Annotated in this window: 16 protein-coding genes; 12 read left to right on the top strand and 4 right to left on the bottom strand. The window is 38.8% G+C overall.

All coding sequences use genetic code 11. The features are described from left to right. Nucleotides 1-59: 59 nt before the first annotated feature. Complete coding sequence (locus tag GVK91_RS01540; RefSeq protein ID WP_153844581.1) at nt 60-554, bottom strand: thioredoxin family protein; 495 nt, start codon at nt 552-554, stop codon at nt 60-62. Nucleotides 555-711: 157 nt separating this feature from the next. Between GVK91_RS01540 and purN the strand changes: the two genes are divergently transcribed. Next, nucleotides 712-1284 carry a phosphoribosylglycinamide formyltransferase gene (gene purN, locus GVK91_RS01535; protein ID WP_159726569.1) on the top strand — a complete coding sequence of 191 codons (573 nt, stop codon included), beginning with the start codon at nt 712-714 and terminating at the stop codon, nt 1282-1284. A gap of 244 nt (nt 1285-1528) precedes the next feature. Here purN and GVK91_RS01530 read toward each other — a convergent pair whose 3' ends face one another. Then, entirely contained in the window at nt 1529-2761 is a 1233-nt protein-coding gene (locus GVK91_RS01530; RefSeq protein ID WP_153844583.1) for an MFS transporter, read from the bottom strand. A 91-nt stretch (nt 2762-2852) separates the two neighbouring features. On the opposite strand from GVK91_RS01530, the gene GVK91_RS01525 reads away from it, so the two are divergent. From GVK91_RS01525 to GVK91_RS01485, 9 genes are all read left to right on the top strand, one after another. Continuing rightward, complete coding sequence (locus GVK91_RS01525; RefSeq protein ID WP_153844584.1) at nt 2853-3350, top strand: DUF4442 domain-containing protein; 498 nt, start codon at nt 2853-2855, stop codon at nt 3348-3350. A gap of 40 nt (nt 3351-3390) precedes the next feature. Further along, entirely contained in the window at nt 3391-3813 is a 423-nt protein-coding gene (locus GVK91_RS01520) for a transposase (protein ID WP_153844585.1), read from the top strand. A 101-nt stretch (nt 3814-3914) separates the two neighbouring features. Continuing rightward, entirely contained in the window at nt 3915-4562 is a 648-nt protein-coding gene (locus tag GVK91_RS01515) for an SCO family protein (protein ID WP_120334303.1), read from the top strand. 1 nt (nt 4563) lies between these two features. Then, complete coding sequence (locus tag GVK91_RS01510; protein ID WP_153844586.1) at nt 4564-4983, top strand: cytochrome c; 420 nt, start codon at nt 4564-4566, stop codon at nt 4981-4983. 291 nt (nt 4984-5274) lie between these two features. Further along, entirely contained in the window at nt 5275-5862 is a 588-nt protein-coding gene (locus tag GVK91_RS01505) for a TetR/AcrR family transcriptional regulator (protein WP_158638758.1), read from the top strand. An 8-nt stretch (nt 5863-5870) separates the two neighbouring features. Continuing rightward, the gene (locus tag GVK91_RS01500; RefSeq protein WP_153844587.1) at nt 5871-7196 is read left to right on the top strand and encodes a TolC family protein; all 1326 of its coding nucleotides are present in this window, start codon (nt 5871-5873) and stop codon (nt 7194-7196) included. 26 nt (nt 7197-7222) lie between these two features. Beyond that, nucleotides 7223-8380, top strand: a complete 1158-nt coding sequence (locus GVK91_RS01495) for an efflux RND transporter periplasmic adaptor subunit (RefSeq protein WP_075992753.1) — start codon at nt 7223-7225, stop codon at nt 8378-8380. 38 nt (nt 8381-8418) lie between these two features. Next, nucleotides 8419-11589, top strand: coding sequence for an efflux RND transporter permease subunit (locus GVK91_RS01490; protein ID WP_153844588.1), 3171 nt, complete (start codon nt 8419-8421; stop codon nt 11587-11589). 131 nt (nt 11590-11720) lie between these two features. Then, nucleotides 11721-12332 carry an HAD family phosphatase gene (locus GVK91_RS01485; protein ID WP_153844589.1) on the top strand — a complete coding sequence of 204 codons (612 nt, stop codon included), beginning with the start codon at nt 11721-11723 and terminating at the stop codon, nt 12330-12332. Between the two features lie 80 nt (nt 12333-12412). Here the strand turns inward: GVK91_RS01485 and GVK91_RS01480 are convergent, their stop codons facing one another. Together GVK91_RS01480 and GVK91_RS01475 are read right to left on the bottom strand one after the other, a co-directional pair. After that, entirely contained in the window at nt 12413-13777 is a 1365-nt protein-coding gene (locus tag GVK91_RS01480; protein ID WP_159726567.1) for a hypothetical protein, read from the bottom strand. A 14-nt stretch (nt 13778-13791) separates the two neighbouring features. Continuing rightward, nucleotides 13792-14397 carry an RNA polymerase sigma factor gene (locus GVK91_RS01475; RefSeq protein WP_075992756.1) on the bottom strand — a complete coding sequence of 202 codons (606 nt, stop codon included), beginning with the start codon at nt 14395-14397 and terminating at the stop codon, nt 13792-13794. Between the two features lie 326 nt (nt 14398-14723). Between GVK91_RS01475 and lysS the strand changes: the two genes are divergently transcribed. Beyond that, nucleotides 14724-16442 carry a lysine--tRNA ligase gene (gene lysS, locus GVK91_RS01470; protein WP_153844591.1) on the top strand — a complete coding sequence of 573 codons (1719 nt, stop codon included), beginning with the start codon at nt 14724-14726 and terminating at the stop codon, nt 16440-16442. A 461-nt stretch (nt 16443-16903) separates the two neighbouring features. Then, a complete protein-coding gene (locus GVK91_RS01465) occupies nt 16904-17959 on the top strand; it encodes a patatin-like phospholipase family protein (RefSeq protein ID WP_153844592.1) in 1056 nt (351 codons plus the stop codon). The last annotated feature ends 25 nt before the right edge of the window (nt 17960-17984 follow it).

The following is a 17984-nucleotide window of genomic DNA, read 5'->3' as shown; positions in this document are numbered from 1 at the left end:
AAAGCTGAACGTCCGATATGACTATCGGACGTTCTCTTTTTATCATTAATTTTAGACATTTAACCTGTAATACCTAAAGCTTTTAACAACTTGTTTACATCGTCTTCCCCGTCCAGATGCTGTACCAATACTTTAGTTTTTGCATCATAGATATAGAGCGAAGGATAATTGCTTGGCTTAAATTTCTCAATAAATTGAGTTCCAGCATCAAACAAGAATTTCACATTTGGGGCACTTTTCAATGCCTTCGCATGCATATTAATAAATCCATCGACATAAGGCTTGTCATTCATGGAGATAAAATAGAAGGATACATTCTTGAATTTGGACAAGTGCTGTGCGATACCAGCCCCCATTTTCTGGCAATGGCCACAACCCGGGTCGTAAAAATCCAACACAATATATCCCGATTTTGGAAGCTTGTCCGAATTAAACTTGTTAGCCTGATAGACCTCCTCAAAAGTAAACGATGGAAGTGTTTTGGGTGCCTGTGCAAAGACAGGTTGAAATAAAAAAAATACACTTACAAAAAATAGGGAATAAAGGAACCTCATGTTAAAGAAATTTAAACCAACAGTGACTATTCAATTAATTTTAATCAATAATACTTAAAAATGCGCTTCAGTCAACTATTATTTTAGTTTTTTTACAAAAAATCCGTAAGTTTGGGCTAATTTTTAAATCGATCAAATCTATTAATACTTATTAATCGTGAAAAAACGAATTGCTATTTTTGCTTCAGGTTCAGGGTCCAATGCTCAAAAAATAATGGAACATTTCAAGTATTCAGATGAAGCTGAGGTTGCCTTGATTTTATCCAATAACCCTGATGCTTACGTTATTCAGCGAGCCGACAATTTTGAAATACCTGCACATATATTTGATCGCGACGAATTTTATAAAACAGACAACGTTGTCAATATTCTTAAAAACTTAAATATTGATCTGATTGTTTTGGCGGGTTTTCTTTGGCTTGTTCCCAATAACCTTCTGAAAGCTTTTCCGAATCAGATTATAAATATACACCCTGCTCTCCTACCAAAATATGGTGGCAAAGGGATGTATGGTGACCATGTACACAAGGCCGTTTTGGCCAATAAGGAAGAAGAACACGGGATAACGATCCACTTCGCAAATGAGCATTTCGACGAGGGGGAAATTATATACCAAGCACGATTCAAAGTCGATCCCAATGATACTTTAGACATTATTAAATTTAAAGGGCAGCAACTCGAACATCAGTACTTCCCTAAAGTAATTGAAAATCTTATCAAAAAAATGTAAAAACAACTCTATTATTTAGAATTGTTTTAAACAAATTGTAACTTTGCTTCATGAACGAAGTTATTGAATCTGTGTTGGAGCTAGATGAGTCAGAAAACAAAGCCGGGTTGTTTCAGTTTCGAAATACGGCTATGAACCCTTTTTCTGACTTTTCCTGTGCCTGCTTTAAAAAGTGTTGCAAAAAATATAAAGAAGGCAAACGCTGTAAAAAATGTCCGGGTCGAAAAAAATAGCCATTTATTGACTACTCCTCCAGGTAATCTAAATCTTTATCAAAGCTTTCTTCTAACTGGGTCAACGAATAAATTGCTATACCTGAAAGAACTAAAACCATTGTAATTGCCGCTGGCACGATTCCAAATGCATTTACTAGAAGTCCATATAGCATCGTTGACGGAATAAGCGCACCGCGCACGAAGTTGGGAGCCGTCGTTGCAACAGTTGCTCTGAGATTTGTACCAAATTGCTCGGCAGAAATAGTTACAAAAGTTGCCCAATACCCCACTCCTAAGCCCATTATAAAGGCAAGACTTAAAAACTTTGTCGCTGTAATACCATCACTCAATAAATACCATAGTGAACTTCCAATGATAATTAATTGACATATAAACACAACTTTTTTGCGGGATTTTAAAACCTGCGCAAATATCCCCGCCAATACATCCCCGATAGAAATACCGATATAGGTAAACATCACCCCTTGACCAGCACTCAGTGTACCTGTAGCCCCCAAGGCCTTGCCTATTTCCGGAGCCTGTGTAACCAAAACACCAACAACAAACCAGATTGGAAGACCAATGCATAGACAGTTGACATACCGTTTTAACCGGCTTTTATTTGTAAAAAGCATACGGATATCCCCTTTCACAATATCCGATTTATCTTGATCCTTAAAGAGTCCTGATTCAAAAGAGCCAATGCGCAACAGTAGCAACAGCAAGCCCATTCCACCACCGACAAAGTAGGCCGTCCGCCAGTCAAATTCTTCCGAGACAAAATAGGCCAATATAGCGCCTAAAACACCGACACCGGCAACCAACATGGTCCCATAACCACGTTTTGATTTATGCATGCTTTCAGAAACCAAGGTAATTCCCGCCCCCAGTTCTCCGGCCAAACCAACTCCCGCTATAAAACGAATAATACCATACATAAGCACATCATGAACAAAACCATTTGCAATATTCGCTACAGAGTATAAAAGAATCGATCCAAAAAGCACTTTTAAACGTCCAAATTTATCCCCTATAATCCCCCAGAGAATTCCACCCAACAGCAAACCGCCCATTTGCATATTGAGCACAAATTCACCTTTTATCCGCATTTCTTCCGCAGGGACGCCAATATCAGTGAAGGACTGAATACGGACTATGGAGAAAATAATCAAATCGTAGATATCGACGAAATAGCCCAATGACGCAATCATAACCAGTAACCATACTTTTCTACTGGATTGTTTTTCTTTTATTGTTGACATTTTAGGTTTTTTGATCTGTAAAAATACCATAGTGAAGCTATAAAACCAAGATTTCGAAAAATAATCCGACACATTGTTTTATTTTTGTATCATGAGATATAGTCCACTTGCCTTAACATGGCTATTACGTATTTACCCACCATTTCTATTTCAGGGAATCTGGGTTAAAAAAATTAGCCCGGGCTTCCAAGGCGCCAAAGTAAAAATTTATAAGACACCATTCAATATCAATACCAACAAAACATTATTTGGAGGAACGATCTTTTCTGCAGCAGATCCTATCTTCCCTATCCTCATTGATCAGTATCTTCAAAAGATTGGATTTAAGAAAACGGTGGCCTGGTTAAAATCATCACAGATCATTTTTAAGAAACCTGGCAAAACCAGCGTGGAATATTCTGTGCAACTCTCCGAGGAAATCCTTGAAGAATGTGCCCATATTATTCGAACAAAAGGCAAAGTAGTAAAGGATTTTACCTTGGAAATTAAAGATAAGTCTGGCGACCTCTGTGCCACGGTGCGCTGTGAAACGTATATTCGTGACTTGAATTTTACATTCCCTTCCAGAAATCGAAATATTGAGCCATAAGAAATTAATATATTTGTCCAATTACCAAAAAATAAGAAACATGAATAAAATCGCGTTTGTAGCTATCGCATCCTTGGCAATAGCAGCATGTGGAACTCAGGGAAATGGTGCAACAGGTGTAAAAGCCTTGCAAGATTCAACAATTAAGATACATGATGAAATCATGCCTCAAATCGCTCATTTCGACCGCGATGCTGTTAAGATAGATTCCATTTTGGCAAATTTAAAAAACCTAAAAATAGCTAAGGCTGATTTAGATACCAATTTAACAAGAAAAGAGCTAGGTACATTGAAAGCTAATTTAGAAAGCGCTACAGACCATATGATGGACTGGATGAAAGGATATAACCCCGATTCAACAGATGTTAAATATTTTGAAACAGAGCTTCAAAAAGTAAGTGATATGAAAAAGATATTTGATAGTGTTTCTAAAGAAAGCCAAGACAAATTAAAGAATTTTTAAATCTAAAAATTCAAATAACTAAGCCCTCCAATTTTGCAAGTAACATTAAATTGTTAATCAAAAAGATGGGATCAAGCTTAACAAACAAAACTATTAAACACATGAGATCCATAACTAAATTTTACTGCGCAACTGGCCTTTTACTCGGTTTATTTTCCTGTAAAAACAATAGCCAGACAAGCTTACCCATCTATGGCGAAAGAGAAGCTGTAGAAAAAACAGTTGATGGAAAACAAATCGTAGATACAGTCTATCATACTATTCCGCCTTTTAAACTGCTCAATCAGGATAGTACAATGATTTCAGACAAAGATTTTGAGGGTAAAGTATATATCGCCAACTTCTTCTTTACCCATTGTCCAAGTATCTGTCCGACGATGAATCGCAACCTATTAAAGATATACCAGCAATATAAGGATAATGAAGAAGTTCGTTTCCTGTCCCATAGTATAGACTTTAAATACGATCAACCCTACGTACTGAAAGATTATGCCAATAAATTGGGCGTAACCAATAATCACTGGCAATTTGTTTCGGGGACTAAAGCAGAAATATATGGTCTAGCCAATCAATACCTGGTTTATACCGCTGAAGATAAAAATGCACCTGGAGGTTACGATCATCAAGGGTACCTTGTCTTAATAGACAAGGATAAAAGAATTCGGGGTGCCTACGACGGCACAAACGATGAGCAAGTAAAAAAATTGATGAACGATTTACCTTTACTCTTGAGTGGGGCTAAAAAATAACATGCGCATTCTCTTAACAACAGGTATAACGATCGGGGTTATTCTATCCATCTTGATAGGCTGTCAGCATGAAGTCGATATCAAAACGGCACAATATGCTGTTAATGGTCAAAAGGTATACCGGACACATTGCCAAAATTGCCACGGAGAGAAAGGTGAAGGATTGGGGAATCTCTATCCTCCCCTAACCGATACCACCTTTCTGCAAACCCATCGTCAAGATCTTGCTTGCATTATCAAGAACGGGACTTCAGGAGAACTTGAAGTAGCAGGCAAAAAGTTTAATAATACCATGCCCGCTTCAAATCTTTCCGCAATTGATATCGCTTATGTATTAACATATATCAATACCAAGATCAATAAAGGGAAGAATCTATATCCTCTGGAAGAAGTGGAGAAAAATTTAAAAAACTGTAAATAGAAAAAGCGTTGGTTTTATAAAACCAACGCTTTTTCTATGCAACCGCTCCACCTCCTTTAATAAAGATCTTCAGGCCAATTTGCTAGCGAAACCCACGCTACAACCTTGACCTTCTTGAAGGTACCTCCCCTCCATCCATCAAAAAAAATAAAAAGTTGAAAACAATTTCACCTTTTTTTCCTTATTGTATTATTGATTCAAATAGTTTTATATTTATTGATTTATAACAATATTCTGACATTTTGGATCCAAATTAATCGTTAATTTTGCAACCGAATGAACGTTCGATTGATGAATTCCAATGAAAAAATTGCGGCAGTACTTGCCAGCACACTAAAACTTATACAAACAAACGGCTTCCATGGAACGCCGATGAGCAAAATCGCACAAGATTCTGATGTAGCAATAGGAACTATCTACCATTATTTTCCATCAAAAGATGACCTAATCTTTGCACTGTTCAAACATTGTAGAACATTACTGAATGATTATATTTTTGATGGTATAAAAGATGATTTCGATTATAAAGATTCCTTTATTCATATCTGGCGCAACTTTGTCAAGTTCTATTTAGAAAATGGGCATATCTTCAGTTTTTTTGAACAGTTTTTTTCGTCTCCTTATTACGAGAAAAACAAAGCTGAGATACAAGAACCTGTAGGTGGACAAAATAAAGTAGTTGATTTTTTACAGGAAGGCATTGATCGAAAAATATTGAAACAGGTAGACGTCCATCTTTTGGTGGCCAGTTATATTGGTGTAGCCTTATCGACTGTTCACAGTATCAAATTTAAAGATCTCAAATTCTCTGAACAGAATGTAGAAGATTTAATTGGGATTATTTGGGATGGAGCTATTAATAGAGAAAAAAATAATTAATTACATATATGAAGTTTAATAAAATCGTTTATTCCTTGGCGGCCCTGTCGCTTTTGAGTAATACAGGATTTGCACAACAGCAATCTGAAAACTTGCCGGCAAATGCAACACTTCAGCAGCTGATTGATTACGCCTTACGTAATCAAATCTCTGTAAAACAAGCACAATTGGACGAGGCCATCGGTGAAAAAGATATCGACATCTCCCTTTCAGGTTGGTACCCACAATTGGGTCTAAAAGGAAGTTATAATTATAATGTCATTGTTCCATTAGCAAATATTGGCGGAAATAATATCAAAATGGGGCAGAACAATGCGAGTGCCTTAACGCTTCAAGCAGACCAACAGATCCTCAATCCTGAGCTAATGCAAGCGAAAAAAGCCGCTGAGCTCGTACGTCTCGGTAATAAACAAAATACGGAGAACAAAAAAATAACAGCTGTTGTAGAGGTAAGTAAAGCTTATTATGACATCCTGACCTCGGAAGAGCAGATCAAGATTGTACGCGAAAATATCGCTCGCCTCCAAAAACAATTGAAAGATGCAAAGTCACAATATGATGTGGGTTTAGTTGATAAAACCGACTATAAGAGAGCGCAAATTGCTTTGGCAAATTCGAATGCGGACGAGAAAAGAACGGTTGAGCTTCGTAAATATAAATACGAATACCTTAAACAATTGCTAGCTTTGGATAAAAGCAAAAATTTGACGCTTTCATTTGATAATAGCAGTATGGAATCAGAGATTCTACTTGATACAACTGCAGGAATGACTATCTCTAATCGAATTGAATTCCAACAATTGGAAACATCGAAAAAGATTCAACAGTTGAGCACACAGTATTATAAATGGACATATTTACCGAGCGTAAGTGCTTTTTATAATTACGCATTCAACTATAGAAATGATAAATTCAGTAAGCTTTATTCCGACAATTTCCCGGGTTCAGTAGCTGGCCTAAATGTTTCTTTTTCAATTTTCGACGGATTTAAACGTAAAAAACAAATCAATAAATCCAGATTGCAGGAAGAAAGAATTGACTGGGACATCAAAAATTTAGAAAACAGCATTAACACAGAATATTCGTTGGCAAAGGCAACCTATAATGCGAATTTAAATGACTGGAAAACAGCTAAAGAAAATGTGGATCTCTCCAAAGAAGTATACGAGACAATCAAACTTCAATATGACGAAGGTATCAAAACTTATCTCGATTTAATGACAGCAGAGACTGATCTCAAAACAACACAGCTCAATTATTTGAACTCTCTTTACGCGCTATTATCAAGTAAATTGGATGTTCAGAAAGCAGTTGGGGCAATCCACACAAATTAATCAATAAACGGAAACTAATACAAATCATGAATAAAAGACAATTATTATTCGCTTTCTTCCTTGGGACGGCATTAGTATGGACCTCTTGTGGAAATAAAGATGCAAAAAAGCAAGGTGCAGCACAGGCTCAGGCTGAAAAAGTTGTCCCTGTCAGCTTTGGTGTCGCATCACATGAGACTGTTACAGGTACAATCAGTTATCCAGCAACAGTCAAACCGTTGAACGAAGCAGATCTATATGCGGAAGTAAGCGGCTATATCACAAAAATATATGTTTCTGACGGTGCAGTAGTTTCCGCAGGACAAGCTCTTTATGAAATTGATGGAACGCGCTACAACGCAGCTGTCCAACAAGCTAAAGCAAGCTTACAGGTCGCACAAACTGATTTGGACCGACAAAAAAGAGATTTAGCACGTTACCAAACATTGGCCGATAAAGATGCGATTGCAAAGCAGGTTTTTGACAATGCAGTATCAAATGTAGCGGCTTCTCAGGCACAGGTAGAGTCGGCTCGTGCGGCATTGGTCACTGCAAATACAAACTTATCACGTTCGACGATTCGCGCTCCTTTCAGTGGTACTGTAGGGATATCACAGGTACGTTTGGGAGCCTTGGTTAACCCTGGTACGACCCTTTTAAATACCTTGTCTTCAACTAGCCCAATTGCTGTTGAGTTTCAGGTAAATGAAAAGGATATTGCCAAATTTACCCAATTGCAAAGCAGCCATTCATCTTCGGACCTTTCTCTTTTATTGCCAAATGGAAGTACTTATGAAGGAAAAGGAACGATCACAACCATTGACCGCGCAGTTGACCCTGCTACCGGAACAATCAAAGTGCGTGCTACTTTCCCGAACAATGCCAACGAATTGCGGGCTGGTATGAATATTACGATGAATGTATCAACAACCTCGGCTACAGAAGAAGTTGTTGTGCCTTACAAAGCTGTCTTTGAACAGCTCGGGGTATTTAACCTCTATGCTGTGAATGATAGCAGTAAAGCCGAAATACGTCAAGTAAAATTGGGTATTAAAGCTGGTGATAAAATTGTGATTAAAGAAGGTGTCAAAGACGGTGAAAAGATTATCGTCGACGGTACCATGAATGTCCAAAATGGAGTTAAAGTAGTTGATGCTGCTGTCGCTGCCCAACAGGCTGCGAAAGGAGCACCTCAAGGAAAATAACACCATTAATTTTTTAAAGAGAATCTAAAAGATATAGAATGATTTCAGAAGTATTTATTAAGAGGCCAGTTACCGCAATCGTTATTTCGATATTGATTTCAATTATCGGGATCATTGCAGTATCCACGTTGCCAATTAGCCAGTATCCTTCTATTGCACCTCCAACAGTAACGGTTACGGCCAATTACACCGGAGCTGATGCACAGACGGTTGAACAAACCGTGACAACTCTTATCGAGAGTCAGATCAATGGTACACCTGGCATGATTTATATGTCGTCCAATAGTACGTCAAATGGTCAAGCAACAATTACGGTGACATTTGAAGTAGGTACGGATATCGATATTGCGACCTTAGACGTACAAAACCGCGTGGGAATTGCTGAACCAGCCCTCCCCGAAGCTGTGAGACGTCTGGGAATTACGACCCGTAAAGCCAATAACGATATCCTGATGTTGGTTGCCTTAACTTCACCAAAAGGAACGAGAGATGAAAATTTCTTGGCCAATTACAACAACTTATACGTTAAAGACGCGCTCTTACGTGTGAAAGGTGTCGGTGACGTAACCGCTTTTGGGCAGCCGTTTTCAATGCGTGTATGGCTAGACGCAAACAAATTAGCTAATCTAAGCATGACTCCGGCCGATGTATCAACAGCAATTGCGGAACAAAACTCCCGTATACCTGGTGGTAGTGTTGGTGGACGTCCACAAGAGTCTTCGACAGTATTTGAATATCCAATCATTACCGATAGTGACCTTTCAAATCCGGAAGACTTTGAAAACATCGTTGTAAAAACCAACAAAGATGGATCTATCGTACTTTTAAAGGATGTTGCACGTGTTGAATTAGGTCAATTTAATTATGGTACATCATCTACGGTAAATGGTATGACCTCATCTGCGATGATGATTAACCAGACCCCGGGAGGAAACGCTGTAGAGTCTGCAGACGGTATCGTCGCTGCTTTAGAAAAATTAAAGAAATCTTTTCCAACTGACGTAGATTATACAATCAGTTACGAGACAGTTTCGGTAGTAAATGCCTCAATTTCTTCGGTTATCCATACCCTAGTTGAAGCATTGATCCTGGTAACAGTAGTGGTATTTTTCTTCCTTCAAAGCTGGAGGGCAACATTAATCCCCGTATTGGCAATTCCGGTATCCATCATCGGTACATTCATCTTCTTCCTGATGTTTGGCTTTTCGGTCAACAACCTGACCATGCTTGCCTTTGTATTGGCCATCGGTATTGTGGTGGATGATGCCATCGTTGTGGTGGAAGCTGTCCAGCATTATATCGACCATTATAAACTGGATGCTAAAGAAGCGACACGTCGCGCCATGGGCGATATCACCGCTCCGGTTATTGCAATTGCATTAATTTTGGCTGCCGTATTCGTTCCAGTAGGTTTTATCCCTGGAATGGTCGGTAAATTGTACCAACAATTTGCCATCACGATCGCTGTGTCCGTTATGTTGTCGGCATTTATTGCACTTTCGTTAACTCCAGCATTATGTTCGATTTTATTAAAACCAACAGCAGTACATGAAGGTGCCAAAGGTTTGAATAAATTTTTCTACAAATTTAATGTATGGTTTGAAAAGGTGACCATCAGATACTCCAATGGTGTAAAACAAGCGATCAAAAAAGCACCACTTGTATTGATCATTCTGTTGTGTATTTTTATCGGAACAGGTTGGATGTTTACAACCAAACCGACAGGATTTATTCCTTCGGAAGATGGTGGTGCATTTTTTGCAGGTATTACTTTACCGGAAGGTTCTTCTTCCGCACGTACAAATGAAGTCCTTAAAGAGATTGAAGCCGATCTACACAAGACTTTTCCTGAAATCAAGTATGTTACCGCAATTTCTGGTATCAATATCCTAAACCGCGCGTTTAAATCCAATGGTGCAACAGTGTTCGTTTCTCTTAAGCCTTGGGAAACCCGTACACGTACTGCAAACGATATCGCGGGAATGATTATGGGTAAATACATGGGTTATACCAAAGCAAGGGTATTGGCGGTAACACCACCGGCAATTCCGGGTCTAGGTACATCTGGTGGTTTCTCTATGCAGGTACAGGATTTACAAACTGTAAATATCAAAGATTTCGAAGCAACAGTAGGTAAATTCTTGATGGCTGCCAACCAACGTCCAGAAATTGGAATGGCCTACACGATGTTTAATACCAATTCTCCAAACTACAAATTGGAAGTCAATCGTGAACAGGCAAAACGTATGGGGGTACCTATCTCAAGTATTTATTCGACAATATCATCCTATTTGGGAAGTAGCTATGTCAATGACTTTACAAAGTATGGTCGTAGCTACCGTGTCGTGACACAAGCTGATATTCCGTACCGTATGAATATTGAAGACATCAACAAATTGTATGTCAACAATGTTTCAGGGAACCCTGTACCGATGGGTACACTGGTCAAGTATGAATTAATGACAATGCCTTCAATCATCAACCACTACAATATCTTTAGAAGTATCGAGATCAATGGTAGTTCGGCTCCCGGTTTCTCATCAGGAGATGCATTGAAAGCTTTGCAAGAAGTGGCTGCACAAACATTGCCAGAAGGTTTTGACTATCAGTTCTCCGGTCTATCTCTTCAAGAGATGCAATCCGGGTCAAAGACCATTCAAATTTTTGCTTTGTGTATCCTATTTGTGTTCTTACTATTGGCTGCCTTATACGAAAGTTGGTCTGTACCTTTCTCCATTTTGTTATCTGTACCACTAGGTGTATTTGGGGCTATATTAACCTTAACATTAATCCCTACATTGGATAATAACATCTATGCACAGATTGGTCTGGTCACCATCATTGGACTTGCTGCTAAGAATGCGATTCTAATCGTTGAGTTTGCTAAGGAACGGGTTGATATCGGGATGAACCTTTATGAAGCGACATTAGATGCTGTAAAATTGCGTTTACGCCCAATTATCATGACGTCCTTTGCCTTCATCTTGGGGATTATTCCATTGATGCTATCCCATGGAGCTGGAGCAATTTCTCGCCAAACAATCGGTTGGACGGTATTTGGTGGTATGACTGCAGCCACACTCCTAGCGATCTTTATCGTTCCAGTGCTATTCGTTGTGATTACACGTATGGCATACGGTAAGAAAAAATTGGCTGAATTAGAAGCTAATTTCGATGAAGAGAAAGCGAAAAATTTAAGTTCACACTAATTATACGCTGCCTCTGTGAAGAATCCACACGGAGCTAACAGCAAGAAGCCTTTCCTTGTAACAAGGGGAAGGCTTCTTTTTTGCTCGTCCAATTATATTTTTTTATTTTTACCGCTCACTATTAAAAGTATATGTCACCTGAATCACAACGAAAATTTGAATTACTAAACCTTCTTGCCGAATCCTATGACGCACTATTATTTGATGTCGATGGTACCCTGGCAGATAATATGGACGCACACAAGCAATCGTATAAGGCCGCAGCTCAACAATATGGGGTCGAGTTGGACGTCAATTTGATTGATGAAACTGCCGGATGGCCCACTGTTGCTGTTGCAGAGGAAATCAGCAAACGCTATGGGGTAGATTTCGATTATCAAGAATTTTCCACACTAAAGTCTACCATTTTTCGAGACGAATATGTCTTCAAGACTAAGCCTGTAGATTACGTTGTTGAACATCTAAAATATCAGAAAGGTAAAAAACATATCGCTGCCGTTTCAGGAGGAACCAGAACAACCTTATCCATGACCTTAACCACCATTGGTGTGTGGGATGATTTGGAAACACTGGTTTGTGCTGGAGATACAGCGGAGGGAAAACCTTCACCACAACCCTTTCTTTTGGCAGCTGCTCAATTGAATATTGCTCCGGAAAGATGCCTGGTCTACGAAGACGGGATCCCAGGAGTTGAAGGTGCGAAAGCCGCAGGGATGGGTTGGGTTCGCGTTGATGAAATTTAATAAACCCCGATTTGCAGACTATAAAAAAAAGCCGCAGTAAACTTCAAGCTTACTGCGGCTTTTTTATAGCATTATACTCTTTAAAAACTAGTAATTATTTTCACTCCCCCGTTGCTATAGTTCAAATCGGATGATTTCAAATTTCCGATTGGAGCTTTATAATAAGGCTCTACAGAAATGGATAATTTTCCAACTTTCTGTTTCCGACCAACTGAAAAATTAATAAAGCCGTTCACACCTTTATCATCGACATTTTTGTCTTGGGATTTTTGTCTGTACTCCGTATTATTTGTTTCATAGATCGTTGCCCGTTCCTGATCCAATACACCAACATAGGATACACCGACTGAGGTATAGAAATTCTTGTTGATCGCGTATCTAACATCCAATGGGATATCAACTGTTAAGATTTTACCTGAAACCCGTTCATTACTCTTTGCATCTTTTGCATCTGCTACCCGCATCGCAAAGGAATTATTCAAATTCGATTGAGAAATATAATTTGGCGCATCTGCATTAAGAGAATTTGATCCCATTGCAGGAGTAATGGGTGAATTACCCGAAATAGCTCCATAATGTTGAATAGAAGCTCCTGAGCGAAGACTTACCTTACTCGAAATATTATAGGCTAGTGCGACCCCGCCCCCCAGCGTTATACTTTCTGACGTAGAGGCAGGTGATACAAAAGCGCCCATTTCCCATTTCTTATCTTGGTTAACGTTCGTGTGTACAACACTATTCCTTGCCCCCCCTTGTTGCGCAGCATACAATTGTGATAGTTTTGCAGCATCGCGTTGCGTTTGATTAACAGGCGACATAAACCCTGAATTGGTCGAAGCAATAACGGCACTACTATTCGTCACAGTGGTATTTGTTGAAGCGCTTACTCGTTCCACTTCACTTTCCGTTAAACCAACCTGCGCTGAAAATGAATTATTTTTCAATTGCATGGACTGCAGCCTTCTTAAATCGGCTGATACAGCCACATCGTGGCCCCGCATTAATTGCCCAGTACTCAATACCAAGTGGTGATTGTCCAAATTTTCAGTTGAATGGTCCGCTGGCACAGAATAGGTATAGGGCTTCTTCGCCGATAATACCTCTGCACTCACAATCCTATCGCCCGTAACATCTGATAACGACCGCTGTATCGATTCTTTTAAATCCTTATGATCACCTAACACATCTTCGCGTTCCGGCAGATGTGTTAAAACGACAGCAGGTATATCAGTCTCCACATTCGTCTTTAGCCCCCAATATCCTACACCAAAACACAATAACACAGCCGCAGCAGCACTCCAATACTTCCAATTAGAGGAACGATGTGCTGAAACGCCATAATTTGAGGCAAATTTCTCCCAGGAACCTTCTTTATAAGGTAGTTCATGGTCTTTTAATTGTCCAATGATTTCTTCTATCAATTCCTTTTTCTTATTGTCTTTCATCGTAACAACAATATTTATCTTATTTCTTGAACTACGCCTGTATAATCCAAGTATAATTTTCTAAGTTTTTGTTTCGCTCTAGTCAGATAAGTCCTTGACGTACTATCTGGTATGTTAAGCATCTGGGCAATTTCATCATGTGAATACCCCTCAATTTCATAGAGATTAAAAATAGTTTTTTGAATTTCAGGGAGCTGATCGAGCAGACGCATAATCTCATTGACTTCCAGTCGACTGTCCAATTGTACTGCCGGTGTATGCATATCCCCTTCTCCCAAATCTTCAACCGAATAAAACTGCTTTTTACTTCGTAAAAAATCAATCGAAATATTGGCAGCAATTCGTCCTATCCAGGCTCTAAACGATTTTTCGAGATTTTCATCTTCAATATCCCTATTAAATGATTCCAATTTTCGAAATACCCGAACAAAGCTTTCATTCACGAGCTCTTCCGCGTCCACATCCTGTTTTACATAACGAATAATAATAGCCATGAGATAACCATAATACTTCTTATAAACGAAAGCCTTGCCGTCTTCACGATCGCGCAAGCAACGCTCTAAGGCATCATGTAAAGATGATAGCTTCTTGTTATAAAAATATGACCGAATTATACCCACTTAAACCATTTAATTATTAAGTTTCAAACTTAGACAAATTGCCTTTCATATGCAATCAATAACACATGCCATGTAAACAATCTATCGAATTCTCCCCTTCATTATGAACGTTTTTTTCGAGGAGATAACGAAATTAAAATTATAAAACTCAAAATCAAATAGTCGAATGTCCCCTTGTAATAATATCACTATTTAACTATTTTTATCCCATATAACGGAATGCCATTTCCTTTCGCTACAGCGTTTTCAAAAAAAATCCATAAAAAGAATTGAAAAAAATGGCTATTTTTGCGTGATTTTCACATTTTAAATATTATTCATACCGAATGAGTACTGTATTATCCGAACAGGAACAACTTAGAAGACAAGCGATGCAATCGTTGTTGGATATGGGAATTGATCCATTTCCAGCAAACGAATTTGTCGTCAATGCACATGCTGCTGATATTTTAGAAAATTACGATAGAGATAAATTGAATTATAAGAACATTACCATTGCTGGACGTATCATGAGTCGTCGTGTGATGGGTAGTGCTTCATTCTTTGAAATTCAAGACTCTACCGGACGTATTCAAGCTTATATTAAGCGTGACGATGTATGTCCTGATGAGAATAAAGACCTATACAATGTCGTTTTCAAAAAGCTATTGGATATCGGAGATATCGTTGGTATCAAAGGCTATGTCTTCACAACACAAACCGAGGCTATTGCAGTACACGTAGAAGAACTTACCGTTTTATCCAAATCGCTACGTCCCCTACCTGTCGTTAAATCTGCAGAAGGTAAAACTTTTGATGCCTTTACAGATCCAGAGCAACGCTATAGAATGCGTTATGTAGATTTGATCGTAAATCCAAGTAACAAAGACATATTTATCAAACGTACAAAGCTTTTCAATGCGATGCGTCAGTTCTTTAACGACGCGGGGTATATGGAAGTAGAAACACCTGTCCTACAATCCATTCCAGGCGGTGCTGCAGCACGTCCGTTTATTACACACCATAATGCTTTAGATATTCCATTATATCTTCGTATCGCCAACGAGCTTTATTTAAAAAGACTAATCGTTGGTGGATTTGATGGTGTATACGAATTTTCTAAAAACTTCCGTAATGAAGGAATGGACCGTACCCACAATCCAGAGTTCACCGCAATGGAAATTTATGTAGCCTATAAAGACTACAACTGGATGATGGACTTTACAGAACGTTTGTTAGAACATTGTGCGTTGGCTGTGAACGGTACGACTGAAGCTACCTTCGGAGAACATAAAATTGACTTTAGAGCACCGTATAAACGGATATCGATGACAGATTCCATTAAGGAATTCACTGGATTTGATATTACTGGAAAATCTGAAGACGAAATCCGTATTGCTGCCAAAGGAATGGGCATCGACGTAAACGAAACCATGGGTAAAGGCAAATTGATCGATGAAATTTTCGGCGCAAAATGTGAAGGAAACTACATCCAACCAACATTCATTACAGATTATCCAAAAGAAATGTCTCCTTTAACGAAGAAGCACAGAGATAATCCTGATTTAACCGAGCGTTTTGAGCTGATGGTTTGCGGAAAAGAGATTGCCAATGCCTATTCAGAGCTTAATGATCCAATTGATCAACGTGAACGATTTGAAGATCAATTGCGCCTTTCTGAAAAAGGTGATGATGAAGCCATGTTTATTGATCAGGATTTCCTTCGTTCATTGGAATATGGAATGCCGCCGACCTCTGGACTTGGAATCGGTATGGACCGTTTAATCATGTTCTTGACCGATAATGCGTCAATCCAAGAAGTTCTTTTCTTCCCACAAATGAGACCTGAAAAAGTCGCCAAAGTAGCAGAAGTGAAAGATTATGAGGAACAAGGTATTCCTGCAGCTTGGGTTCCTGCCTTACAAAAAATGGGCTTTACAACCATTGAAGCTTTAAAAGAAGCGAATCCGAACAAGGTTTTTAATGACCTTGGTGGTATGCGTAAAAAAATGAAACTAGATATCAATATGCCAACGAAAGACGAAGTATTTGCTTGGTTCAATTAAATCGGCATCTATGCTAGCTAAAAAAGCTGCCTCAATAAAATTTGAGGCAGCTTTTTTTGTTTAAAGTGATCTTGTAAAAATGTTTACAATGGTCCAATACGACCCACAAACCCCGAGATTCCTTTCTGTAGTATCTCCGATCCTATCAGATTTGTATAATCCGCTCATCAGCCTCTATATTAACAGGGGTATTACTCGGGGTTAACAGGGGGTTAACAGGGGTATAACAGGGGTAAACCCAAGTTAACCCCCTGTTATACCCCTATAAAAGTACTGCTAGCTCTCTATTAGTCTAGAATCTAGTAAGAAGATAGTGATATGCTGACCAAGGTGATCTACGAAAAATATTGAATAGCTTTTAATCACAGGATATATGACACAATTGTCACCAATATATGACTCCTGCCAATTGTAGACATTTATTATATTTACATATCGTTAACTAAATCAGTTTTTAGCATATGAAGAATATTCTCGCGCTTGATGGTGGTGGTATCCGGGGTATTATTCCGGCAATGGTTCTCGTCGCTCTAGAAGAGAAGTTACAAAAGCAGACCATGGATCCCAATGCACGGATTGCCTCCTACTTTGACTTTATTGCAGGTACAAGCAGCGGCGGAATTCTGACTAGCATTCTTTTGTATCCGGAAGAAGGTAATCCCGCCCATCCGAAATTTTCTGCGCGAGATGCCTTAAATCTATTTGTTAATCATGGCACTGAAATTTTCAACGCTTCCAAATGGCGGCGTTTTTTAGGTGGATTTGGTCTTGTCAGCGAGCTCTACTCGTCAAATACATTATCAGACGTTTTGGATGAGTATTTTCAAAATGCACGATTGAGCCATCTTATCAAACCCTGTATCATCACTGCGTATAACATTGAATTACGGAAGAATCATTTTTTTAGACAACAAAAGGCAATTACGCATGGCGAAGCAAGGGATTTCTACCTCAAAGATGTTTGTAAGGCTACGTCCGCTGCACCCACATTTTTTCCTGTTGCAGAGATCTACTCCCTTTCAAAAACAAGATATCCTTTGATCGATGGCGGTGTGTTCGCTCAAAACCCCTCCATATGTGGTTTACTTGAAGTTTTAAAGGCTTTTAACAGCACGCAGATAAACGACATGTTTATGGTATCCTTAGGTACAGGAATGTCAAAAACAGCTTATAATTACGAACATTTTAAGAAGAAACTTGCTATACAAATCGGTCCCGCTTTAGTTGACATTATGACAAGTGCATCTTCCGAGAGTACCGAATTTTTTATTCGGCAACTATTTCAAAGTAACGGTAAGCAACAAAATTATCTCCGCATAGAACCAGCCAATCTATCGAGTATAAATGCATCATTAGACGCAGCCTCGCCCAATAATATACAGAAGTTGATTTCCTTATCCGATAAAATGATCAGTGAGCATGAAGATACATTGGATTATATCGTTGCGCATCTCATTAAAGAAAAGAGCCAAAATAAGAAGAAAAATCCATGGAGCCAGTTGATGGATAAGTTCTAAAAGATTACTTTTACGCATATTTTAA

Source organism: Sphingobacterium sp. 18053 (genome assembly GCF_902706145.1).
GTDB classification, from domain to species: domain Bacteria; phylum Bacteroidota; class Bacteroidia; order Sphingobacteriales; family Sphingobacteriaceae; genus Sphingobacterium; species Sphingobacterium paramultivorum.
The sequence above is the reverse complement of the archived record's forward strand: the minus strand, read 5'-3'. Positions and strand labels throughout refer to the sequence as shown.